This is a genomic window from Pantoea sp. JKS000250 (genome assembly GCF_003201065.1).
Taxonomy (GTDB): domain Bacteria; phylum Pseudomonadota; class Gammaproteobacteria; order Enterobacterales; family Enterobacteriaceae; genus Pantoea; species Pantoea vagans.
In genome coordinates this window covers 1,343,486-1,367,598 of the sequence record NZ_QICZ01000001.1, presented here as the reverse complement: position 1 = coordinate 1,367,598, position 24,113 = coordinate 1,343,486, and the positions used below count along the sequence as shown (strand labels likewise).

The 24,113-nt window shown below is 53.0% G+C and carries 18 protein-coding genes, 2 tRNA genes, 3 rRNA genes and 1 other annotated feature; of the genes, 16 read left to right on the top strand and 7 right to left on the bottom strand.

The genetic code is table 11. From position 1 onward, the window contains the following. Positions 1–5: 5 nt before the first annotated feature. Complete coding sequence (locus BY447_RS06535; RefSeq protein WP_013358820.1) at positions 6–806, bottom strand: cytochrome C assembly family protein; 801 nt, start codon at positions 804–806, stop codon at positions 6–8. Positions 807–971: 165 nt separating this feature from the next. Between BY447_RS06535 and ffh the strand changes: the two genes are divergently transcribed. From ffh to rplS, 5 genes are all read left to right on the top strand, one after another. Continuing rightward, positions 972–2,333 (top strand): signal recognition particle protein, encoded by a 1,362-nt coding sequence (gene ffh, locus BY447_RS06530; protein WP_013358819.1) that lies wholly within the window; start codon positions 972–974, stop codon positions 2,331–2,333. Between the two features lie 141 nt (positions 2,334–2,474). Then, positions 2,475–2,723: a 30S ribosomal protein S16 gene (gene rpsP / locus BY447_RS06525; RefSeq protein WP_003849041.1), complete on the top strand. Its 249-nt coding sequence runs from the start codon at positions 2,475–2,477 to the stop codon at positions 2,721–2,723. Between the two features lie 18 nt (positions 2,724–2,741). Then, positions 2,742–3,290, top strand: coding sequence for a ribosome maturation factor RimM (gene rimM, locus BY447_RS06520; RefSeq protein WP_013358818.1), 549 nt, complete (start codon positions 2,742–2,744; stop codon positions 3,288–3,290). Positions 3,291–3,325: 35 nt separating this feature from the next. Next, positions 3,326–4,090, top strand: a complete 765-nt coding sequence (gene trmD, locus BY447_RS06515; protein WP_013358817.1) for a tRNA (guanosine(37)-N1)-methyltransferase TrmD — start codon at positions 3,326–3,328, stop codon at positions 4,088–4,090. 42 nt (positions 4,091–4,132) lie between these two features. After that, entirely contained in the window at positions 4,133–4,480 is a 348-nt protein-coding gene (gene rplS / locus BY447_RS06510; RefSeq protein ID WP_003849035.1) for a 50S ribosomal protein L19, read from the top strand. Between the two features lie 96 nt (positions 4,481–4,576). On the opposite strand, the gene BY447_RS06505 is transcribed toward rplS, so the two are convergent. Further along, positions 4,577–5,113 (bottom strand): GNAT family N-acetyltransferase, encoded by a 537-nt coding sequence (locus BY447_RS06505; protein WP_110330800.1) that lies wholly within the window; start codon positions 5,111–5,113, stop codon positions 4,577–4,579. A gap of 288 nt (positions 5,114–5,401) precedes the next feature. On the opposite strand from BY447_RS06505, the gene BY447_RS06500 reads away from it, so the two are divergent. After that, positions 5,402–6,481, top strand: a complete 1,080-nt coding sequence (locus BY447_RS06500; protein WP_033783948.1) for a 3-deoxy-7-phosphoheptulonate synthase — start codon at positions 5,402–5,404, stop codon at positions 6,479–6,481. A gap of 5 nt (positions 6,482–6,486) precedes the next feature. Continuing rightward, positions 6,487–7,608 (top strand): bifunctional chorismate mutase/prephenate dehydrogenase, encoded by a 1,122-nt coding sequence (gene tyrA, locus BY447_RS06495; protein WP_013358814.1) that lies wholly within the window; start codon positions 6,487–6,489, stop codon positions 7,606–7,608. Positions 7,609–7,670: 62 nt separating this feature from the next. Here the strand turns inward: tyrA and pheA are convergent, their stop codons facing one another. The 4 genes from pheA to bamD form a co-directional block, all read right to left on the bottom strand. Beyond that, complete coding sequence (gene pheA / locus BY447_RS06490; RefSeq protein ID WP_013358813.1) at positions 7,671–8,834, bottom strand: bifunctional chorismate mutase/prephenate dehydratase; 1,164 nt, start codon at positions 8,832–8,834, stop codon at positions 7,671–7,673. 22 nt (positions 8,835–8,856) lie between these two features. Then, positions 8,857–8,981 (bottom strand) — a sequence feature (Phe leader region). Next, positions 8,933–8,980: a pheA operon leader peptide PheL gene (pheL, locus tag BY447_RS23365; RefSeq protein WP_187507180.1), complete on the bottom strand. Its 48-nt coding sequence runs from the start codon at positions 8,978–8,980 to the stop codon at positions 8,933–8,935. Its footprint overlaps the feature before it by 48 nt. 88 nt (positions 8,982–9,069) lie before the next feature. Further along, on the bottom strand, positions 9,070–9,405 hold the full coding sequence (gene raiA / locus BY447_RS06485; protein ID WP_013358812.1) for a ribosome-associated translation inhibitor RaiA: 336 nt from the start codon (positions 9,403–9,405) through the stop codon (positions 9,070–9,072). Positions 9,406–9,686: 281 nt separating this feature from the next. Next, positions 9,687–10,418 carry an outer membrane protein assembly factor BamD gene (gene bamD / locus BY447_RS06480; RefSeq protein ID WP_009086788.1) on the bottom strand — a complete coding sequence of 244 codons (732 nt, stop codon included), beginning with the start codon at positions 10,416–10,418 and terminating at the stop codon, positions 9,687–9,689. A gap of 129 nt (positions 10,419–10,547) precedes the next feature. Here bamD and rluD point away from each other — a divergent pair, with 129 nt between their 5' ends. The 9 genes from rluD (at position 10,548) to BY447_RS06435 (ending at position 22,348) form a co-directional block, all read left to right on the top strand. Continuing rightward, the gene (rluD, locus tag BY447_RS06475; RefSeq protein WP_013358810.1) at positions 10,548–11,525 is read left to right on the top strand and encodes a 23S rRNA pseudouridine(1911/1915/1917) synthase RluD; all 978 of its coding nucleotides are present in this window, start codon (positions 10,548–10,550) and stop codon (positions 11,523–11,525) included. Further along, entirely contained in the window at positions 11,525–12,253 is a 729-nt protein-coding gene (yfiH, locus tag BY447_RS06470; RefSeq protein WP_110330799.1) for a purine nucleoside phosphorylase YfiH, read from the top strand. The genes rluD and yfiH overlap by 1 nt, the downstream gene beginning before the upstream one ends. Positions 12,254–12,367: 114 nt before the next feature. Next, positions 12,368–14,953: an ATP-dependent chaperone ClpB gene (gene clpB / locus BY447_RS06465; protein WP_199226924.1), complete on the top strand. Its 2,586-nt coding sequence runs from the start codon at positions 12,368–12,370 to the stop codon at positions 14,951–14,953. A 473-nt stretch (positions 14,954–15,426) separates the two neighbouring features. Further along, positions 15,427–16,968: ribosomal RNA gene (locus BY447_RS06460) — 16S ribosomal RNA — on the top strand. A 73-nt stretch (positions 16,969–17,041) separates the two neighbouring features. Beyond that, positions 17,042–17,118 (top strand) — tRNA-Ile (locus tag BY447_RS06455). 141 nt (positions 17,119–17,259) lie between these two features. Beyond that, positions 17,260–17,335, top strand: a tRNA-Ala gene (locus tag BY447_RS06450). Positions 17,336–17,542: 207 nt separating this feature from the next. After that, positions 17,543–20,452, top strand: a 23S ribosomal RNA gene (locus BY447_RS06445). A 213-nt stretch (positions 20,453–20,665) separates the two neighbouring features. Beyond that, positions 20,666–20,781: ribosomal RNA gene (gene rrf / locus BY447_RS06440) — 5S ribosomal RNA — on the top strand. The 16S, 23S and 5S rRNA genes sit together here with 2 tRNA genes alongside, the layout of an rRNA operon. Positions 20,782–21,058: 277 nt before the next feature. Beyond that, positions 21,059–22,348 (top strand): MFS family transporter, encoded by a 1,290-nt coding sequence (locus BY447_RS06435; RefSeq protein WP_110330797.1) that lies wholly within the window; start codon positions 21,059–21,061, stop codon positions 22,346–22,348. A 331-nt stretch (positions 22,349–22,679) separates the two neighbouring features. Here the strand turns inward: BY447_RS06435 and pssA are convergent, their stop codons facing one another. Next, the gene (gene pssA / locus BY447_RS06425; protein WP_110330796.1) at positions 22,680–24,035 is read right to left on the bottom strand and encodes a CDP-diacylglycerol--serine O-phosphatidyltransferase; all 1,356 of its coding nucleotides are present in this window, start codon (positions 24,033–24,035) and stop codon (positions 22,680–22,682) included. Between the last annotated feature and the right edge of the window lie 78 nt (positions 24,036–24,113).

The window sequence follows — 24,113 nt, the reverse complement described above, 5'->3', positions numbered from 1 at the left end:
CCTTTTTAACGAGAGGTAGGGACAAGCAGATGCTGCAGGATGCGACTGCCGAAGTAAGCCATGGTTAACAGCACCGCACCGCTGCAGTTAAACCAGACGACGCGGCGACCACGCCAGCCTTCATGATAGTGCCCCCAGAGCAAAACGATATAAACAAACCACGCAATGATGGAGAGAACGGCTTTATCGACGTTTTCTGCGCTGAAGAGATCCTGCATATAAAACAGACCTGTGCAGAGCACCAGCGTCAGCAGCACGACGCCCACCTGGGTAATGTGAAACATCTTACGTTCGATGGTCAGCAGCGGCGGCATATCCTGGGTAAATGCCAGTCGCTTGTTTTTTAGCTGGTAATCAATCCACGCCAGCTGCAGCGCATAGAGCGCGGCAATAATCAGCGTCGCATAGGCGAACAGCGACAGGCCGATATGGATCATCATGCCTGGCGTGGTTTCCAGATGGGTAATGAACGCATTGGGGACGAAAGTGGCGAAGGCCAGATTAATCAGCGCGAAGCTGTAGACAATCGGCAGCAGCAGCCAGCCACGGTTGCGTGACGCCACAATGGTCATGATGGCGCAGATCAACAGGCTCACCAGCGAGCCAATGTTGAGCAGGCTTAAATTCTGTCCGCTATCAACCGCAAATATGCGTTGCTGCAGGGCGACCGCGTGTGTCACCAGCGCCACACAGGCAGAGAACATCGCCATTCGCCGCCAGCCGCCGTTACGTTTCAACAGGCTGGGAATGATAAGGGCAAGACTTAAGGAGTAGGCGAATAGCGCCACTATCGCGAAAACGAACATAGATCCTTTCAGGTCAGTCAGATAAGGAAAAAGGCAGTATAGCGCCAGCCGAAGCAGGCTCCAAACGATCTGAGGGGCAATTGCAGAGATCGCCGAGGCTTCGTGTTATAATCCGCCGCATTCTGCCGATCAGGCACCTCGCGATCTTTTTTTTAGTGAGAGACCATGTTTGATAATTTAACCGATCGTTTGTCGCAAACCCTGCGAAATATCAGCGGCCGCGGAAGGCTGACTGAAGAGAACATCAAAGAGACCCTGCGTGAAGTGCGCATGGCGCTGCTTGAAGCTGACGTTGCACTGCCGGTGGTGCGTGACTTCATCAACCGTGTGAAAGAGAGCGCGGTCGGCCATGATGTGAATAAAAGCCTGACGCCAGGTCAGGAGTTCATCAAAATCGTTCGTAACGAGCTGGTTGCGGCGATGGGTGCAGAGAACAATGCACTCGACCTGGCAGCTCAGCCACCAGCCGTAGTACTGATGGCGGGCCTGCAGGGTGCCGGTAAAACTACCAGCGTCGCTAAGCTGGGTAAGTTCCTGCGTGAGAAACATAAGAAGAAAGTCTTAGTGGTTTCTGCCGACGTCTATCGTCCGGCGGCAATCAAACAGCTGGAAACACTGGCACAGCAGGTTGGCGTGGATTTCTGTCCGTCCGATCTCAGTCAGAAGCCGGTCGATATCGTTAACAATGCGCTGCGTGAAGCCCGCCTGAAGTTCTACGATGTGCTGCTGGTGGATACCGCCGGTCGTCTGCACGTTGACGAAGCGATGATGGACGAAATCAAACAGGTTCATGCCGCGATTAAACCGGTAGAAACACTGTTTGTGGTCGATGCCATGACCGGTCAGGATGCCGCAAACACGGCGAAAGCCTTTAATGAAGCGCTGCCGCTGACCGGGGTTATCCTGACCAAGGTCGACGGCGATGCCCGCGGTGGTGCAGCGCTGTCGATTCGCCATATCACCGGCAAGCCGATTAAATTCATGGGTGTCGGTGAAAAAACCGAAGCGCTTGAACCGTTCTATCCTGACCGTATTGCGTCACGTATCCTCGGCATGGGTGACGTGCTGTCACTGATCGAAGATATCGAAAGCAAGGTTGACCGCGACCAGGCGGAGAAACTGGCCAAGAAGCTGAAAACCGGCGACGGTTTTGATCTCAATGACTTCCTTGAGCAGCTGAAGCAGATGCGCAACATGGGCGGCATGGCCAGCCTGATGGGTAAACTGCCGGGTATGGGACAGTTGCCTGACAATGTGAAATCGCAGATGGATGACAAAGTGCTGGTACGCATGGAAGCCATCATCAACTCGATGACGCGCAAAGAGCGTGAGAAACCAGAAATCATTAAAGGCTCGCGCAAGCGCCGCATTGCAACCGGCTCCGGAATGCAGGTGCAGGACGTTAACCGCTTATTGAAGCAGTTCGACGACATGCAGCGTATGATGAAGAAAATGAAGAAGGGCGGTATGGCGAAAATGATGCGCGGCATGAAGGGTATGATGCCGCCAGGATTCCCCGGCCGCTAAGCGTTCCACAAAAAAGCCCGGAAAGGCACGGTTTAGGTTGCTTTTTTCGCCAAAATGAGTAAAATTTTCGGGCTTTTTATACAGCACCCGGACCCCGTTCCTCGATGGGGGCCGGGTGTTTTATTAACTGAAGAGGATGTTATGGTAACAATTCGTTTGGCACGTCACGGCGCTAAAAAGCGTCCGTTCTATCAGGTCGTCGTTACTGACAGCCGCAATGCACGCAACGGTCGTTTCATCGAGCGCGTTGGTTTCTTCAACCCGATCGCATCTGGTCAGGCTGAAGGTCTGCGTCTGGATCTGGACCGTATCGAGCACTGGGTTGGCCAGGGCGCAACACTCTCTGATCGCGTTAACGCGCTGGTCAAAGAAGCTAAGAAAGCAGCTTAATCTGTCACGGTGGTGAGCATGAGCAGACAACTTGCCGCACAGCCTCCTGTTAACCCGATTGTATTGGGTAAGATGGGAGCCGCCTACGGTATTCGCGGCTGGCTCAAAGTGTTTTCCTCCACTGAAGACGCTGAAAGCATCTTCAACTACCAACCCTGGTTCATCCAGCGCGCCGGTAAATGGCAGCAGGTCGAACTGGAAGGTTGGAAGCACCACAATCAGGACCTGATCATCAAAGTCAAAGGCATTGACGATCGGGATGCGGCGGCTCAGTTAACCAATTGCGAAATTCAGGTTGACTCGACGCAGTTGCCATCGCTTGAAGAGGGCGACTACTACTGGAAAGACCTTATGGGTTGCCAGGTAGTTAACCTTGAAGGCTACGAGATGGGTAAAGTCATCGATATGATGGAAACCGGCTCGAACGACGTACTCGTCGTTAAGGCAAACCTGAAAGATGCATTCGGTGCTCAGGAGCGGTTAATTCCGTTTCTTGATGAACAGGTTATCAGGAAAGTCGATCTCTCTACTGGCGTCATTGAGGTAGATTGGGATCCTGGTTTTTGATCTCCGAATCGAACGGTAACGTAACGGCGAATACAATGTGGATTGGTGTTATCAGCCTGTTTCCAGAAATGTTTCGCGCTATTACCGATTACGGGGTAACTGGCCGGGCTGTAAAAAACGGTCTGCTCAGCATTCAGAGCTGGAGTCCTCGTGACTTCACGCACGACCGGCACCGTACCGTGGATGATCGTCCTTACGGCGGCGGACCGGGAATGCTGATGATGGTACAACCCTTACGGGATGCCATCTCCGCAGCGAAAGCAGCGGCAGGTGATGGCGCCAGAGTGATATATCTTTCACCTCAGGGTCGCAAACTGGACCAACAGGGCGTTTGCGAACTGGCGGCACGGGACAAGTTAATTCTGGTCTGTGGCCGTTATGAAGGGATTGATGAGCGCGTAATTCATTCCGAAATTGACGAAGAATGGTCAATCGGTGATTACGTTCTCAGCGGCGGGGAACTGCCAGCAATGACGATGATTGACGCAGTTGCCCGGTTTATTCCAGGCGTACTCGGCAAGCAGGCGTCAGCCGATGAGGATTCGTTCTCTGATGGCTTGCTGGATTGTCCGCACTATACCCGACCTGAAGTGTTAGACGGCGTGGAGGTCCCGGCAGTATTACTGTCAGGTAACCATGCTGATATTCGCCGCTGGCGTCTGAAGCAGTCGCTAGGCCGTACCTGGCTGAGAAGACCTGAACTTCTGGAAAACCTGGCTCTGACTGAAGAGCAAGCAAGGTTGCTGAATGAGTTCCAGCGGGAATCTCAGCAGCAACAAAACGATGATGTGGAAGAGTGATCTTCCCCGACTATCAGTTTACCCAGGATATGAGATTTAATTATGAGCAACATTATCAAGCAAATTGAACAAGAGCAGATGAAACAGGACGTACCTTCCTTCCGCCCGGGTGATTCCGTGGAAGTGAAAGTATGGGTCGTTGAAGGTTCTAAAAAACGTCTGCAGGCATTCGAGGGCGTGGTTATCGCTATTCGTAACCGCGGTCTGCACTCTGCATTCACTGTTCGCAAAATTTCTAACGGCGAAGGCGTTGAGCGTGTATTCCAGACTCATTCACCTGTTATTGACAGCATCGCTGTTAAACGTCGTGGCGCTGTGCGTAAAGCCAAACTGTACTACCTGCGTGAGCGTACTGGTAAGTCTGCTCGTATTAAAGAGCGTCTTAACTAAGGTATCGCTAACGCGACATCTAAAAGTTAATAGCAAACAAGGGGTTGGCATCTGCCAGCCCCTTTTTTTGTCCTGATGACAACCAGATGGCAGCAGTTAACCGGCATCCGGCCGCTGAAAATGATAAATCGCGGTATTCACCGGCCCCGCCTCTAATACGATCAGGCCATAGCGACAGCCAATAAACTGGCCGCCGCACTTCTCCGCTACGCCCCGACTGGCCAGGTTTTCCTCAGCGGCCAGAATTTCAATCACCCGTGTCTCCGGGCGTGAAAATCCCAGCGGCAGCAGCTTTGCTACCGCGCGGCTCGCGATCCCCTGACGCTGTGCATCACTGCGAACCCAGTAGCCAATTGCGCTGGTGTCACCCGGAGGACGGGCAAAGCGTATGCCTGCGCCACCCAGCAGTTGGTCATGCTGATCGACAATCGCAAACTCTTCTGCTTCCTCCTTCATCCGCTGCCAGTGAGTAAAGCGAATCCAGCTTTCTGCTTCGTGAGGCTGATAATCGTGATGCGCCCAGACCATCCAGGGGATCAGGCTGTCCAGAGAGGCATTAACCGCAGCAGTAAATGCGGCTATATCACTGAGCTCAAACGGTCGCAGATAAATTTTCTGTAGCGATGGGCGCATAACTCTCTCAGTTTTATCAGAATAATTCTTTCATTCTGCCTGCGGGGAGCAGAAACGCAACATATGCATGTGTAAACATATAATTACATTATGGTGGCTCGCCATTTTTTGCGTTTCTTAATTAATGTTATGAATTTAAAGGTTATTTAATTGGTAAGCTTGGCAGTGTTTGATCTGTGGTAATAAATGTGTACATATAATATTGCACTATGTATTGCCTGTGATACAGTATTTGCATTCCTCAATGAGGAGCCACAATCAGCTAATACGAGCTAAAGGATCGCCATCATGCAAAAAGACGCGCTGAACAATGTGCATATCGCCGGTGAACAGGTACTCATTACGCCTGAAGAGCTGAAAGCGAAGTTTCCACTGACTACTGAACAGCAGGAGCAGGTCGCGGCGTCCCGCCAGACTATCTCTGACATTATTGCCGGCCGCGATCCGCGTCTGCTGGTGGTGTGCGGACCCTGCTCGATTCACGATACTGAAGTGGCGCTTGAATATGCTCATCGTCTGCAAACCCTTTCTGAAGAGCTGAAAGATCAGCTTTATATCGTGATGCGCGTCTATTTTGAAAAGCCTCGTACGACTGTCGGCTGGAAAGGGCTGATTAATGATCCTTACATGGATAACTCGTTTGATATGGAAGCGGGTCTGCACATTGCGCGTCAGCTGCTGGTGAACCTGGTTGAAATGGGCCTGCCGCTGGCGACTGAAGCATTGGATCCGAATAGCCCGCAATACCTGGGCGACCTGTTCAGCTGGTCTGCCATTGGCGCACGGACGACAGAATCTCAGACGCACCGTGAAATGGCCTCGGGCCTGTCTATGCCGGTCGGCTTTAAAAACGGCACCGATGGCAGTCTGGGAACGGCAATCAACGCCATGCGTGCTGCTGCAATGCCGCACCGTTTTGTCGGGATCAATCAGGCTGGTCAGGTCTGCCTGCTGCAGACGCAGGGCAATCCGGATGGTCACGTGATTCTGCGTGGTGGCAAAGCGCCGAACTACGGTCCTGAAGATGTCGCGCAGTGTGAAAAAGAGATGCTCAAAGCGGGACTGCGTCCAGCCTTAATGATAGATTGCAGCCATGGCAATTCGAACAAAGACTACAGCCGTCAGCCTGGCGTAGCGGAATCCGCTATCGCGCAGATCAAAGACGGTAACCGTTCAATCATTGGTCTGATGCTGGAAAGCCATATCAATGAGGGTAATCAGTCTTCTGAACAGCCACGCAGCGAAATGAAGTATGGCGTTTCCGTAACTGATGCCTGCATCAACTGGGAAGTGACCGAAACGTTGCTGCGTGAGATGCATCAGGATCTGCAGGGAGTGCTGTCGGCGCGTCTGTCACAAGAGGTGTAAGAGCAATGGTGGCTGAACTGACCGCGTTACGCGATCAAATTGACAGTGTTGATAAAGCGCTGCTGGATCTGCTGGCTAAACGGCTGGAGCTGGTAGCGGAAGTCGGGGAGGTTAAGAGCCGTTACGGACTGCCTATCTATGTCCCTGAACGGGAAGCGTCTATGCTGGCTTCCCGTCGCAAAGAGGCTGAGGCGCTCGGTGTACCACCGGATTTGATAGAGGATGTGCTGCGTCGTGTGATGCGCGAATCCTATACCAGCGAAAATGACAAAGGTTTTAAAACCCTCTGTCCTGAACTGCGCCCGGTGGTGATCGTCGGTGGCAAGGGCCAGATGGGCCGGTTGTTTGAAAAAATGCTCGGGCTGTCAGGCTACACGGTCAAAACGCTGGATAAAGAGGACTGGCCACAGGCTGAGTCACTGCTTAGTGATGCCGGTATGGTGATCATCAGTGTTCCGATCCATCTGACCGAGCAGGTCATTGCTCAGCTGCCGCCACTGCCTGAAGATTGTATCCTGGTCGATCTGGCGTCAGTGAAAAACCGCCCTCTGCAGGCGATGCTGGCCGCTCATAACGGCCCGGTGCTGGGTCTGCATCCGATGTTTGGCCCGGACAGCGGCAGTCTGGCAAAACAGGTGGTGGTCTGGTGTGATGGCCGACAGCCGGAAGCCTACCAGTGGTTCCTGGAGCAGATTCAGGTCTGGGGTGCGCGTCTGCACCGTATCAGCGCGGTTGAGCATGACCAGAACATGGCCTTCATTCAGGCGCTCCGTCACTTTGCCACCTTTGCCTATGGCCTGCATTTAGCTGAAGAGAACGTCAATCTCGATCAGCTATTGGCGCTCTCGTCGCCGATTTACCGGCTGGAACTGGCGATGGTGGGACGATTGTTCGCGCAGGATCCGCAGCTTTATGCGGATATCATCATGTCCTCAGAGAGCAATCTGGCGCTGATCAAACGCTATTACCAGCGGTTTGGCGAAGCAATAGCCCTGCTGGAGCAGGGTGACAAGCAGGCGTTTATTGCCAGCTTTAACCGGGTAGAGCAATGGTTTGGCGATCACGCGAAACGCTTCCTGGTTGAAAGCCGCAGTCTGTTGCGTTCGGCCAATGATAGCCGTCCATAAATGAAGAAGGCATCCAATCGGATGCCTTTTTTCTTTTCTTTTTATTCGCAAGGGTCAACTGGTTATTCGCCAGGGTCAACTGGCACCACATTCTCGCTGGGATAGCAGCCCAGCACCTTCAGCGAGCGTGTCATGGTTTGCAGTTCCTGAAGCGCCTGCTGCATCCGCTCTGACTGCAGATTGCCCTGCACATCAATGTAAAACATCTCTTCCCACGGATTGCCATTAATCGGGCGGGACTCCAGCTTGCTCATAATCAGATTGTGCTGACGCAGAACCAGCAGCGCATCGACCAGCGCACCCGCCTGCTGGCCGGTTGCCATGATCAGCGTGGTTTTTGCCGGGACCTGGTCCGACACCTCAATTGGTTTGCGGGCCAGCACGATAAAGCGGGTATGGTTCTGCTGCTGATTGGCCAGATTACGTTCCAGCACCTGCAACTGATAGAGCTCGCCGCCTGCTTCACTTCCCAGCGCTGCCACCTTAGGTGAGTTGAGCGCAGCCACTTTCTCCATCGCTGCTGCGGTACTCTCGGTATATTCGATTTTCCAGTGCGGGAAGCGGTTAATGAACTGGCTGCACTGCTGGAAGGGTTGAGGATGGCTGTACACCGTCTCAATCTGCTGCAGATCGGTGGGACCATTTACCAGTACGCAGTGGTCGATAGGTAATGTCAGCTCGCCCACGATAGAGAGGCTGGTCTGTTGCAGCAGATCGTAGACGTCGTTAATAGAGCCCGAACTGGTATTCTCAATCGGCATTACGGCGTAATCAGCCACGCCATTCTCGACCTGTTTGATGATGTCGTGAAACTTCAGGCAGCCACATTCCACCATGCTATCGAAATGGCGCGATGCGTAGTTGCGTGCGGCAAGATGTGAGTAAGAGCCTTTCGGACCAAGGAAAGCGATGCGGGCAGCATGCGCATGGGGATGGTTGAGGTTTTTCTGCAGCAGTGCCTGCTGAGTCAGCACGGAATCTTCGATGACCAGCTGGAACAGGCGGGTGATATAGTGCGCATCCAGTTTGTGCGCTTTACCCAGCACAATCAGATTCTCCAGCAGCGCACGTTCGCGCTCCACATCGCGAATCGGGCGATGCGTTGCCAGTTTCGCTTGCGCGACTTCCACTGCCAGCAGACGACGCTCGGCCAGCAGCGTCAGAAGTTTTTTATCCACTGCGCTGATCTTGTCGCGTAGCGCCAGCAATGGATTGTCGGGATTCATAGGGCTCACCTGTATGCTATCCAATAAAAAAGCCTCCCGGTTGGGAGGCTTCGTTGTTCGTCTTCGCTTTCATTTTCACACGACGAATGGCCTCCCGTTCAGGGGAAGGTAAAAAAGAAAGCGAAGAAAAACAGATCAAGTTTCATGGGAATGTCCGAAAAGAGAGTGACCTGAGAGTAACCGTACTGCTTAAAAGCTGTCAATAAAAAACGCGCCCGAAGGCGCGTTAACAAACTCAGGACTCTTCGTCGGCGGGGATAATATCTTTTACGCTGGCACTGGCGCGGCGTGCTTCAGACTTATGCTGAACTTTATTCAGCTGACGTTCGAGCTTCGCAATCAAATCGTTGATCGCGGTGTACATATCATCATGCTTGGCGCTGGCCACCAGAGTCCCGTTAGGTGTGTTAATGGTGGCGTCAGCCACGAATTCTTTGGGCTCTTTGGACAGGACAATATGCGGGTTAATCAGGTCAGTTTGCCATTTTTCGAGCTTGGCGAGACGGTCTTCAACATGGCTTCGGATTGCCGGAGTAATTTCCATTTGTTTACTGGTAATGTTCAGAATCATCGTTCTTACCTCTCTGTCATTTCCGTCTTGGTCTTTTCAGCATAGCGTGAAAAAGCGTTGAATGTGCGATTTCGATCACGAAAAAATGTCACTTTTTGTCAGTCACGACATTCTGTGAGAAAGGCTGAGAAACTGGCTGAAATGGCTTGAAGCGAAACGATTAACACGGCATGCTTGATGAGTTAGCTCGCTGGCATCAGATCCACTTCTGACTGTTCTTTGAGCAAAAAAAAGCAGCCATCGCAGGCTGCTTTTTTTATGGCTGAAAAACTATCGGGCTATCAGCTGTTGTTCGCTGCAATGATTTTGGCCACTTTGTCTGCTTCAGCGTTGAGCTGCAGATTGCGGTAAGCATTTTCCATCAGCGGCAGCGCATCGTGTGTTGCCTGAGTATCCGGATAATCGCGCATCATACCTTCGACACGGTTAACAACCGCGACATACGCCTCACGCTTAGTATAGAATTGCGCCACTGACAGCTCATATTTCGCCAGGCGGTCTTTCAGATAGACCAGGCGTTTCTGAGCATCAGCCGCATACTGGCTGTTCGGGTAACTGCGCAGCAGCTGGGAGAAGTCGCGGAAGGCATCACGAGCGTGCGTCGGATCGCGGTCAGAACGATCGATACCAAAGAAGCCCTGCAGTGCTGAGTCATCCAGCGCCATGTCCGTCAGACCTTTCATATAGATGACATAGTCAATGTTCGGATGTGTGGGGTTAAGACGCATAAAGCGGGCAATGGCAGCCTGCGCCAGGGGCAGATCGGCATTTTTATAGTACGCGTAGATTAAATCCAGCTGCACCTGCTGCGAATAAGGACCGAACGGATAACGATTATCCAGCGCTTCCAGTTGCTTAATCGCGGCTTTAAAGTTACCGTCCTGCAGCTTTTGCTGCGCTGTAGCATAGATTTCAGAAGGCGGGCTGTCCGGTACCGCGTCATTTGAGCCGGAACAACCAACAAGTGCCAGGCTCAGTGTGGCAGCAGCCACCAGATGTTTCATACGCGTCATGACGAAGTGATTATCCTCAAATGTTATGGCGGAAGCTGTCCGTATAGCTCCCGGTAATGACCAGGTACGATAGCACATTATATTAAACGGCATCGCCGTGAAAACCCAACGTTAACGAAGAAGCTGTATATGGCACAACAAGTTCAACTCACCGCAACGGTATCCGAATCACAACTCGGACAACGCTTAGATCAGACTTTGGCGGAATTGTTCCCTGATTATTCACGTTCCCGCATAAAAGAGTGGATCCTCGACCGTCGCGTAACAGTAAACGGCGTCATGGTCGATACCCCTAAAGAAAAAGTGCTGGGCGGCGAGCTGGTCGCGATTGACGCTGAGATCGAAGAGGCACAGCGCTGGGAACCGCAAAATCTGCCACTCGACATCGTTTATGAAGATGAAGACATTATTGTCATCAACAAACCACGCGACTTTGTGGTTCACCCTGGCGCCGGTAATCCGGATGGCACGGTACTCAACGCCTTACTTCATCACTATCCGGCGATTATGGATGTGCCACGCGCGGGCATCGTACACCGCCTGGATAAAGACACCACCGGTTTAATGGTGGTGGCGAAAACCGTTCCGGCTCAGACGCATCTGGTGGACTCGCTGCAACGTCGCGAAATCACTCGTGAATATGAAGCGGTCGCGATTGGTAATATGACGGCGGGCGGCACGGTTGAGCAGCCTATCAGCCGCCACTCAACCAAACGCACCCACATGGCGGTTCACCCGATGGGTAAGCCGGCGGTGACGCATTACCGCATCATGGAGCACTTCCGCGCGCATACCCGTCTGCGTCTGCGCCTGGAAACGGGTCGTACTCACCAGATCCGTGTGCATATGTCTCACATCAGCCATCCGCTGGTGGGCGATCCGCTTTATGGTGGCCGTCCGCGTCCGCCAAAAGGCGCATCAGAGGCATTTATCACTACGCTGCGCGGTTTCGATCGTCAGGCTCTGCACGCCACCATGCTGCGTCTTTATCACCCTATCAGCGGGATTGAAATGGAATTCCATGCGGCGCTTCCGCAGGACATGGTTGATCTGATCGCGGCGTTAAAAGCAGACACCGAAGAATTTAAAGACCAGATGAACTGGTGATGAATCTGATTACGCCTCAATGGCCCGCTCCGTCACGCGTTCGGGCCTGCTCGACGCAGCGACAGGGTGGCATCAGCACATCGCCCTGGGATGCACTGAATCTCGGCGGGCACGTGGGGGATATTCCGGATACGGTAACGCGTAACCGGCAGTTGCTGGTGGAAGAGGCGGGCTTGCCTGCGATGCCGCAGTGGCTGGATCAGGTTCATGGCACTGATGTTGTGCGTCTGGCTGCAGGAGAAGGTACGCCATTACGTGCCGATGCCTGTATCACCGATCAGCCCGGCGTCGTCTGCGCCATCATGACCGCTGACTGCCTGCCGGTTCTGTTCTGTTCGCAGGATGGGACGGAAGTGGCGGCAGCACATGCAGGCTGGCGCGGACTGTGTGCGGGTGTACTGGAAAATACCCTGGCGCAGTTTCGATCGCCATCGGATCAGATCCATGCCTGGCTGGGTCCGGCAATCGGGCCCGATGCATTTGAGGTCGGTGCAGAAGTACGTGAGGCCTTTATGGCTCAGGATCCTCGCGCCGTGCAGGCTTTCCGCCCCTCAGGCGAGAAATTTTACGCTGATATCTGGCTGCTGGCGCGCAGGCGACTGCAGGCTGCGGGCGTGAAATCAATCAGTGCCGACAGCCGTTGTACCTTTACGCAGCGCGACGATTTCTTCTCCTTCCGCCGCGATGGGATCACCGGGCGTATGGCAACTTTGATCTGGCTGTTATAACCTTACGCCATAAGACGGTCCAGTTAGCGTATTTTTTACTCAAATCTCAGGTCATTAACCTTGAAATTTTTGAGGGATGACCTCATTTAATCTCCAGTAGCATTTTGACCTGTAATGGGAGGAATTATGCGTCTGGATCGTCTTACTAACAAATTTCAGCTGGCTCTCGCCGACGCGCAGTCCCTGGCTCTGGGACACGACAACCAATTCATTGAACCTCTGCACCTGATGAGCGCGTTGCTCAAACAGGAGGGCGGATCGGTTTCACCTTTACTGACTTCTGCGGGTGTCAACGTTACCCCCTTACGCGTTCAGGTTGAGCAGGCCATCGATCGCCTGCCACAAGTTGAAGGCAGCGAAGGGGATGTACAACCCTCATCTGACCTCGTCCGGGTATTAAACCTGTGTGACAAGCTGGCGCAGAAGCGCAACGATAACTTTATTTCATCCGAATTATTTGTTCTGGCCGCCCTTGAATCTCGTGGTTCACTGGCCGATCTGCTTAAAGCAGCGGGCGCAACGCGCGAAAAAATCACCAGTGCGATTGAACAGATGCGGGGAGGAGACAACGTGAACGATCAGGGGGCTGAAGATCAGCGCCAGGCATTGAAGAAATACACTATTGATCTGACCGAGCGTGCCGAGAAGGGCAAACTCGATCCGGTCATCGGCCGCGACGAAGAGATTCGCCGCACCATTCAGGTTCTGCAGCGCCGTACTAAAAATAACCCGGTGCTGATTGGTGAGCCTGGCGTGGGTAAAACCGCGATTGTCGAAGGGCTGGCGCAGCGCATCATCAACGGCGAAGTCCCTGAAGGTCTGAAAGGCCGCAGGGTACTGGCGCTGGATATGGGTGCGCTTGTGGCCGGGGCGAAATATCGCGGTGAATTCGAAGAGCGTCTGAAAGGCGTGCTGAGTGACCTGTCGAAGCAGGAAGGCAACGTCATTCTGTTTATTGACGAACTTCATACCATGGTAGGCGCCGGTAAAGCGGACGGTGCAATGGACGCCGGTAACATGCTTAAGCCTGCGCTGGCGCGCGGTGAACTGCACTGCGTGGGCGCCACCACACTTGATGAGTACCGTCAGTACATTGAAAAAGATGCTGCGCTGGAGCGTCGTTTCCAGAAAGTCTTTGTGGCTGAGCCGAGTGTGGAAGACACCATCGCTATTCTGCGTGGCCTGAAAGAGCGTTACGAACTGCATCACCATGTGCAGATTACTGACCCGGCGATTGTCGCAGCGGCGACGCTGTCTCATCGTTACATTGCTGATCGCCAGTTGCCGGATAAAGCGATTGACCTGATTGATGAGGCGGCATCCAGCATTCGTATGCAGATGGACTCGAAGCCGGAGTCACTGGATCGTCTTGAGCGCCGCATCATTCAGCTGAAGCTGGAGCAGCAGGCGCTGAAGAAAGAGGCGGATGATGCCAGTATCAAACGTCTGGAGATGCTGGAAACTGAGCTGAACCAGAAAGAGCGCGAATATGCCGAGCTGGAAGATGAGTGGAAGACTGAGAAAGCTTCGCTGTCGGGCACGCAGAATATTAAAGCTGAACTTGAGCAGGCGCGTCTGAACTTAGAGCAGGCTCGTCGTCAGGGCGACCTCGCTCAGATGTCAGAACTGCAGTACGGTAAAATTCCGGAACTGGAAAAACAGCTAGCCGCAGCGACCCAGGCGGAAGGCAAAACCATGAAGCTACTGCGCAACCGCGTAACGGATGTGGAGATTGCCGATGTGCTGGCGCGCTGGACCGGTATACCGGTAGCACGAATGATGGAAGGTGAGCGCGATAAGTTACTGCGCATGGAACAGGATCTGCATGGCCGGGTCATCGGACAGGATGAAGCGGTTGAAGCGGTATCCAATGCGATTCGCCGTAGTCGTGCTGGCCTGTCAGATCCTAACCGGCCTATTGGTTCTTTCCTGTTCCTGGGACCGACCGGGGTAGGTAAGACCGAACTGTGTAAGTCGCTGGCTAACTTCCTGTTCGACAGTGACGATGCGATGGTGCGTATCGACATGTCCGAATTTATGGAAAAACATTCGGTGTCGCGGCTGGTGGGCGCACCTCCGGGCTATGTCGGCTATGAAGAGGGCGGTTATCTGACCGAAGCGGTACGCCGTCGTCCTTATTCGGTCATTCTGCTGGATGAAGTTGAGAAGGCGCATCCTGATGTCTTCAACATTCTGCTGCAGGTGCTGGATGATGGGCGTCTGACGGATGGACAGGGACGCACTGTTGATTTCCGTAACAGCGTGGTGATCATGACCTCTAACCTGGGATCAGATTTAATCCAGGAACGGTTCGGCAATCTCAGCTACCCGGAAATGAAAGATATTGTGATGGGTGTGGTCGGACAGCATTTCCGTCCGGAATTCGTCAACCGTATTGATGAAGTGGTGGTGTTCCATCCGCTGGCTGAGAAACACATTGCTTCAATTGCGCAAATTCAGCTCCAGCGGTTGTACAAACGTCTGGATGAACGTGGCTATCAGCTGCACATCTCCGATGATGCAATCAAACTGCTGGCCGAGAACGGGTATGACCCGGTCTATGGTGCACGACCTCTCAAACGTGCGATACAGCAGCAGATTGAGAACCCGCTGGCTCAGCAGATCCTTGCCGGTTCGCTGGTGCCAGGCAAAACCATCGAAATGGATGTGGAAAACGACGTCATTACTGCACATCAGTAATGATGTGAGTCGAAAAACGGGCCGCTGGCCCGTTTTTTTTGCCCTTTTGCGGGGTTTTTGCTTATTTAGTATACCTTTTGAGTGCAAATTGAACGGTCAGTAAAAAAGTTATCATTTGCACTTGCGCTATCTGAGCCGTTCCCTATAATGCGCCTCCATCGACACGGAACACCGGCAACGGGAAACGGGCTGAGAGGCACAGGAGACTGCGCCGCCGGAGAAAAACTTCTGAGAAAGAGGTTGACTCTGCAGGAGGAAAGCGTAATATACGCCACCTCGCGACAGGACGCTAACGCACTGTTCGCACTGCTCTTTAACAATTTATCAGACAATCTGTGTGGGCACTCGCAGGATTGATATCAGCGTCTTAGGACGCAACAAAATATCAAAGCCTCACGAGTGAACACATAATGAAATTCATTATGACGTTTTACAGATGAGCACCGCTTAACTTGTTTAAGCAAATCAAACTTAAATTGAAGAGTTTGATCATGGCTCAGATTGAACGCTGGCGGCAGGCCTAACACATGCAAGTCGGACGGTAGCACAGAGGAGCTTGCTCCTTGGGTGACGAGTGGCGGACGGGTGAGTAATGTCTGGGGATCTGCCCGATAGAGGGGGATAACCACTGGAAACGGTGGCTAATACCGCATAACGTCGCAAGACCAAAGAGGGGGACCTTCGGGCCTCTCACTATCGGATGAACCCAGATGGGATTAGCTAGTAGGCGGGGTAATGGCCCACCTAGGCGACGATCCCTAGCTGGTCTGAGAGGATGACCAGCCACACTGGAACTGAGACACGGTCCAGACTCCTACGGGAGGCAGCAGTGGGGAATATTGCACAATGGGCGCAAGCCTGATGCAGCCATGCCGCGTGTATGAAGAAGGCCTTCGGGTTGTAAAGTACTTTCAGCGGGGAGGAAGGCGATGTGGTTAATAACCGCGTCGATTGACGTTACCCGCAGAAGAAGCACCGGCTAACTCCGTGCCAGCAGCCGCGGTAATACGGAGGGTGCAAGCGTTAATCGGAATTACTGGGCGTAAAGCGCACGCAGGCGGTCTGTTAAGTCAGATGTGAAATCCCCGGGCTTAACCTGGGAACTGCATTTGAAACTGGCAGGCTTGAGTCTTGTAGAGGGGGGTAGAATTCCAGGTGTAGCGGTGAAATGCGTAGAGATCTGGAGGAATACCGGTGGCGAAGGCGGCCCCCTGGACAAAGACTGACGCTCAGGTGCGAAAGCGTGGGGAGCAAACAGGATTAGATACCCTGGTAGTCCACGCCGTAAACGATGTCGACTTGGAGGTTGTTCCCTTGAGGAGTGGCTTCCGGAGCTAACGCGTTAAGTCGACCGCCTGGGGAGTACGGCCGCAAGGTTAAAACTCAAATGAATTGACGGGGGCCCGCACAAGCGGTGGAGCATGTGGTTTAATTCGATGCAACGCGAAGAACCTTACCTACTCTTGACATCCAGAGAACTTAGCAGAGATGCTTTGGTGCCTTCGGGAACTCTGAGACAGGTGCTGCATGGCTGTCGTCAGCTCGTGTTGTGAAATGTTGGGTTAAGTCCCGCAACGAGCGCAACCCTTATCCTTTGTTGCCAGCGATTCGGTCGGGAACTCAAAGGAGACTGCCGGTGATAAACCGGAGGAAGGTGGGGATGACGTCAAGTCATCATGGCCCTTACGAGTAGGGCTACACACGTGCTACAATGGCGCATACAAAGAGAAGCGACCTCGCGAGAGCAAGCGGACCTCACAAAGTGCGTCGTAGTCCGGATCGGAGTCTGCAACTCGACTCCGTGAAGTCGGAATCGCTAGTAATCGTGGATCAGAATGCCACGGTGAATACGTTCCCGGGCCTTGTACACACCGCCCGTCACACCATGGGAGTGGGTTGCAAAAGAAGTAGGTAGCTTAACCTTCGGGAGGGCGCTTACCACTTTGTGATTCATGACTGGGGTGAAGTCGTAACAAGGTAACCGTAGGGGAACCTGCGGTTGGATCACCTCCTTACCTGAAGATACCTTCCCGCGCAGTGTCCACACAGATTGTCTGATAAAAAGTAACGAGCAGAAAAAACCTCTACAGGCTTGTAGCTCAGGTGGTTAGAGCGCACCCCTGATAAGGGTGAGGTCGGTGGTTCAAGTCCACTCAGGCCTACCAGATTTGTCCTCATGCTGCGTTGTGTCGACGGCTCGCATAGTTCACTATGCTTCGCATCGACACGCCCTGCCTGAGAAAAAATCGCATTCTTTACATAAAGAATGTTACTCCTGGTAGTAGTGGTCTCTGCAGTAACTGTATGGGGCTATAGCTCAGCTGGGAGAGCGCCTGCCTTGCACGCAGGAGGTCAGCGGTTCGATCCCGCTTAGCTCCACCATACCGTTTTAACTGTTTTTCTGAATACTTCAGAGCGTACCGGCAACGGTGTGCTGCGAAGTATTATGCTCTTTAACAATCCGGAACAAGCTGAAAATTGAAACGACGTGTCGTTTTCATTCTCCGTAATAAGAATGAAAAATACGATGCGTCCGAGTCTCTCAAATGCTTGCAGCTCGCAGCGTTGAAAAACGCCTGTGGGTTGTGAGGTTAAGCGACTAAGCGTACACGGTGGATGCCCAGGCAGTCAGAGGCGATGAAGGACGTGCTAATCTGCGTAAAGCGACGGTAAGGTGATATGAACCGCTACAGCCGTCGATGTCCGAATGGGGAAACCCGGTGCACTCTGTGCATCATTGCAGCATGAATACATAGTGCTGCAAGGCGAACCGGGGGAACTGAAACATCTAAGTACCCCGAGGAAAAGAAATCAACCGAGATTCCCCCAGTAGCGGCGAGCGAACGGGGAGCAGCCCAGAGCCTGAATCAGCATGTGTGTTAGTGGAAGCGTCTGGAAAGTCGCAGGGTACAGGGTGATACTCCCGTACACAAAAGCACACGTGCTGTGAGCTCGATGAGTAAGGCGGGACACGTGGTATCCTGTCTGAATATGGGGGGACCATCCTCCAAGGCTAAATACTCCTGACTGACCGATAGTGAACCAGTACCGTGAGGGAAAGGCGAAAAGAACCCCGGCGAGGGGAGTGAAACAGAACCTGAAACCGTGTACGTACAAGCAGTGGGAGCCTTGATTTATCAGGGTGACTGCGTACCTTTTGTATAATGGGTCAGCGACTTATATTCTGTAGCAAGGTTAACCGTATAGGGGAGCCGCAGGGAAACCGAGTCTTAACTGGGCGTTAAGTTGCAGGGTATAGACCCGAAACCCGGTGATCTAGCCATGGGCAGGTTGAAGGTTGGGTAACACTAACTGGAGGACCGAACCGACTAATGTTGAAAAATTAGCGGATGACCTGTGGCTGGGGGTGAAAGGCCAATCAAACCGGGAGATAGCTGGTTCTCCCCGAAAGCTATTTAGGTAGCGCCTCGTGAACTCATCCTCGGGGGTAGAGCACTGTTTCGGCTAGGGGGCCATCCCGGCTTACCAACCCGATGCAAACTGCGAATACCGAGGAATGTTATCACGGGAGACACACGGCGGGTGCTAACGTCCGTCGTGAAGAGGGAAACAACCCAGACCGCCAGCTAAGGTCCCAAAGTCATGGTTAAGTGGGAAACGATGTGGGAAGGCACAGACAGCCAGGATGTTGGCTTAGAAGCAGCCATCATTTAAAGAAAGCGTAATAGCTCACTGGTCGAGTCGGCCTGCGCGGAAGATGTAACGGGGCTAAACCATGCACCGAAGCTGCGGCAGCGACGCTTATGCGTTGTTGGGTAGGGGAGCGTTCTGTAAGCCGTCGAAGGTGTGCTGTGAGGCATGCTGGAGGTATCAGAAGTGCGAATGCTGACATAAGTAACGATAAAGCGGGTGAAAAGCCCGCTCGCCGGAAGACCAAGGGTTCCTGTTCAACGTTAATCGGAGCAGGGTGAGTCGACCCCTAAGGCGAGGCCGAAAGGCGTAGTCGATGGGAAACAGGTTAATATTCCTGTACTCGGTGTTACTGCGAAGGGGGGACGGAGAAGGCTATATCAGCCGGGCGACGGTTGTCCCGGTTTAAGCGTGTAGGCGGAGGGTCCAGGTAAATCCGGTCCCTTATTAACGCTGAGGCGTGACGACGAGGCACTACGGTGCTGAAGTGATAAATGCCCTGCTTCCAGGAAAAGCCTCTAAGCATCAGGTAACACAGAATCGTACCCCAAACCGACACAGGTGGTCAGGTAGAGAATACCAAGGCGCTTGAGAGAACTCGGGTGAAGGAACTAGGCAAAATGGTGCCGTAACTTCGGGAGAAGGCACGCTGGCGCGTAGGTGGAGGGATTTACTCCCCGAGCCGAAGCCAGTCGAAGATACCAGCTGGCTGCAACTGTTTATTAAAAACACAGCACTGTGCAAACACGAAAGTGGACGTATACGGTGTGACGCCTGCCCGGTGCCGGAAGGTTAATTGATGGGGTTATCCGCAAGGAGAAGCTCTTGATCGAAGCCCCGGTAAACGGCGGCCGTAACTATAACGGTCCTAAGGTAGCGAAATTCCTTGTCGGGTAAGTTCCGACCTGCACGAATGGCGTAATGATGGCCAGGCTGTCTCCACCCGAGACTCAGTGAAATTGAACTCGCTGTGAAGATGCAGTGTACCCGCGGCAAGACGGAAAGACCCCGTGAACCTTTACTACAGCTTGACACTGAACATTGAGCCTTGATGTGTAGGATAGGTGGGAGGCTTTGAAGCGCGGACGCCAGTCTGCGTGGAGCCAACCTTGAAATACCACCCTTTAATGTTTGATGTTCTAACGTAGGCCCGTGATCCGGGCTGCGGACAGTGTCTGGTGGGTAGTTTGACTGGGGCGGTCTCCTCCTAAAGAGTAACGGAGGAGCACGAAGGTCAGCTAATCACGGTCGGACATCGTGAGGTTAGTGCAATGGCATAAGCTGGCTTGACTGCGAGAGTGACGGCTCGAGCAGGTGCGAAAGCAGGTCATAGTGATCCGGTGGTTCTGAATGGAAGGGCCATCGCTCAACGGATAAAAGGTACTCCGGGGATAACAGGCTGATACCGCCCAAGAGTTCATATCGACGGCGGTGTTTGGCACCTCGATGTCGGCTCATCACATCCTGGGGCTGAAGTAGGTCCCAAGGGTACGGCTGTTCGCCGTTTAAAGTGGTACGCGAGCTGGGTTTAGAACGTCGTGAGACAGTTCGGTCCCTATCTGCCGTGGGCGCTGGAGAATTGAGGGGGGTTGCTCCTAGTACGAGAGGACCGGAGTGAACGCACCACTGGTGTTCGGGTTGTCATGCCAATGGCATTGCCCGGTAGCTAAGTGCGGAAAAGATAAGTGCTGAAAGCATCTAAGCACGAAACTTGCCCCGAGATGAGTTCTCCCTGACCCCTTGAGGGTCCTGAAGGGACGTTGAAGACTACGACGTTGATAGGCCGGGTGTGTAAGCGCAGCGATGCGTTGAGCTAACCGGTACTAATGACCCGTGAGGCTTAACCTTACAACGCCAGAGGCGTTTTTGAGAGACACGATTTTCAGCTTTGTTACCGGATAATAGTTGTATCCTGCGGACTGAAGTCCGAAGGATTCTGCGCTGAGGCAAGGCGGCAACCGACCGATGTGAAGGAGCATACTGACGTATGTGACTGAGCAGCGCGAGGGCGGCCAACGCAGCATCAGCACAGAAGACACAGGACAGAGCACAAAGAATTTGCCTGGCGGCTGTAGCGCGGTGGTCCCACCTGACCCCATGCCGAACTCAGAAGTGAAACGCCGTAGCGCCGATGGTAGTGTGGGGTCTCCCCATGCGAGAGTAGGGAACTGCCAGGCATCAAATAAGTGAAGAAGCCCCGCACGCGAGTGCGGGGCTTTTTTACGTCCAGATTTTGCGACATTAAGTAGAAATAGTGACCGCAATTCCATTTCCAGCAGCCCTCGCAACCCCCATGCTTCTCTCAAGAATCACCAGCAACTCGCTGATTTTTCGCTAATTGGCGATATGGCTCACAATATTAATCTCAGATTACCCCGCCTTTACCTTCAGTAGACTTAAATGCTTTACTCAATCCTTTAAACGCTGTTGATCAGCAAGGAACAGAGGTAAGGCATGACAACAACAAATAATAAAATTCAGCCGGATGATACAAGGAAACGCATCTGGGCTATCGTCGGCGCGTCATCGGGCAACCTGGTTGAATGGTTCGACTTCTATGTCTATTCATTCTTCTCGCTCTACTTTGCGCACATCTTCTTTCCGCAGGGCGATACCACCACGCAGTTGTTACAGACTGCGGGCGTTTTTGCGGCAGGATTTCTGATGCGTCCGATTGGTGGCTGGCTGTTCGGCTATATCGGCGACAAACATGGCCGAAAAAATTCGATGCTGGTTTCGGTCTGTATGATGTGTTTCGGGTCGCTGGTCATTGCCTGCCTGCCTGGTTACGCAACGATAGGCGTAGCGGCTCCCGTCATTCTGCTGCTGGCGCGTATGTTTCAGGGATTATCGGTGGGTGGGGAATATGGGACCAGCGCAACCTACATGAGCGAAGTGGCACTGGAAGGGCGCAAAGGATTCTACGCCTCATTTCAGTATGTCACGCTGATCGGTGGCCAGTTAGCGGCGGTACTGACGGTGGTGGTGCTGCAATTTCTGCTCACTGACGCGGAGCTACGCAGATGGGGCTGGCGAATCCCCTTCTTCCTCGGCGCACTGCTCTCGGTTGTCGCATTATGGTTACGGCGCTCTCTGGAAGAAACGTCAGACAAGACCAGCCGCGAACATCGCGATGCGGGAAGCGTAATTGGATTGTTGCGCAACCATACCCGTCCTTTCCTGATGGTGCTGGGTTTCACCGCAGGCGGTTCCCTGAGTTTTTATACCTTCACCACCTACATGCAGAAGTATCTGGTTAATACATCGGGTATGGATCCTAAAACGGCCAGCGGGCTGATGACCGGTGCGCTGCTGGTCTTTATGCTGATTCAGCCGATTATTGGTGCATTGTCAGATAAAATCGGTCGTCGCACCTCGATGATGATCTTTGGTGCGGGCGCGGCTATCTGTACCGTGCCAGTTCTGACGCTGCTCCAAAATGTGCAGAGTCCCGGCGTGGCTTTCCTGTTAATTATGCTGGCATTGCTGATTACCAGCTTCTACACGGCTATCAGCGGAATCCTTAAAGCCGAAATGTTTCCGCCGCAGGTGCGCGCACTGGGTGTCGGGCTCTCCTACGCTGTTGCGAATGCCATCTTCGGTGGTTCGGCAGAGTATGTCGCGTTGCTGATGAAGAAGCAGGGGATTGAGACCATCTTTTTCTGGTATGTCTCAGCGATGGGTGCGGTGGCGTTTCTGGTGTCGCTGTTGCTGCACAAGCGTGGTAAGGGGATTAAGCTTTAAAACAGCTACTGACTCAGATTCCACAGGGCAATGCCGCTGGCTGCACCGGCGGCATCCCAGGCGAAATCTTTCCAGCTCCAGCCGCTGCCATTCGGGCGGCTGTCATACAGCTCTTTTCCCGCCCCAGGGCTTAAAGAAAACAGAATGCTGACAGACCTGCTTTGCTGGCCAGAAAGGTGCTGGCGATGTCCATATTCACTGCCGGAGGCGACAACGTGTTCTGCTTTATCCCGTCCTGTTCATTGATCTTCCGCCATATGGGCACTTCCACTACACAACAGCAAAGCAGGCAGCACGCTTCGCATAATGGATGCCTTCATGGCCGCAGGGATTAAAGAATACGGCTGATCAGACGATCGATACGTATCCGGCGCAGACGACGAATCAGTTTCCGCACCTTGGCCGGATAATCAGCAATACTTTCAAGCTCACGGAAATGCGTCACTACCGTGGTGTGCTGACGGATTAGCGTCAGCTCTTTTTCACGCTGCGCTGCTAACTGCTGATGAGGATCGTGGATCAGCACCGCATTTTCCAGGTCGAGCCGCCATGCACGTGGATTGAGGTTATTGCCGGTAATCAGCTGCCATTCATCATCGACCCACATCCCTTTAAGGTGATAACTGTTCTCGCCATCCTTCCACAGTCTTACGACCAACTGGCCGGTCGTAACGTAGTAGTGCAACCGGCTAAGGAAACGGCGCAGATTGATTTCATACAGGTATGGCAGCGCGCCGATAATTTTGAACGGTTGATCGGGCGCGATATAGAAATCATTGGCTGTTTTATCACCGACGATAATCTCTACCTGTTTTCCCTGGCGCAGCAGGTTAATGATATTACGCACCAGCAAGGCGGGCAGGTTGAAGTAGGGTGTACAGATAATCAGCTTCTGTTCTGCACAGGGCATCAGGTGAAAAATGGTTTTATTAAGCAGGCTATGCTTACCCAGACCGACCAGCGGCGTGACCGCCAGTTCATCGTTGCCGGCATTCCCTTCAAACTGATAATTGAAGCCACGCAGATCCTGACGGAACTGGCGCGTCTCATTTTTAATTTCAGGGCTGGAAGGGCGCTCAGCAAAATCGAGCCGGTTAACCGCTTCTGCTGGCTTCAGATTGAGCGTGATCCAGTCATACATGGTATCGGTCAGCTGCGAATTGCGGATAACCTGGTAGCGATCGTAGCGATACTTGTCATGCTGATGCAGGTAAACATCATTGATGCTGGCGCCGCTGTAGAGCAGCGTATCATCAATAATGAAACCTTTAAGATGGAGTACACCCAGGGCTTCGCGGGTATTAACCGGAATACCATACACCGGGATGGCAATATCGGCATAACGCGTCGCCATTTCGCAATACCAGTCGGCATTGGTTACGCCTCGCGCTGCCCCAATTCGCCCACGCTGCGCACGATGCCAGTCTACTAGAATTGAGATATCCAGCTCCGGTCGCGCCTGCTTCGCATGATAAAGCGCATCCATGACGGCACGTCCGGCGTCATCGTTTTCCAGATAGAGCGCAACGATACAGATGCGGGTCTGCGCTGCCGCAATCTTCTCCAGCAACGTCTGACGAAATTCGGCCGGCGAGTAAAGTGTCGACATATCCGCAACGGATTGTGACAGTTTCGGCAGCTCTGCGAGGTGTTGTTGGTGTTTATTACGTTTAAATTTAGACAACATCACAGTGCACTTCTTCTCTGTTCATTGCATGGCCTTTTGCCATCAAATCAGGGTTATAACCATAAATAATAACATCAA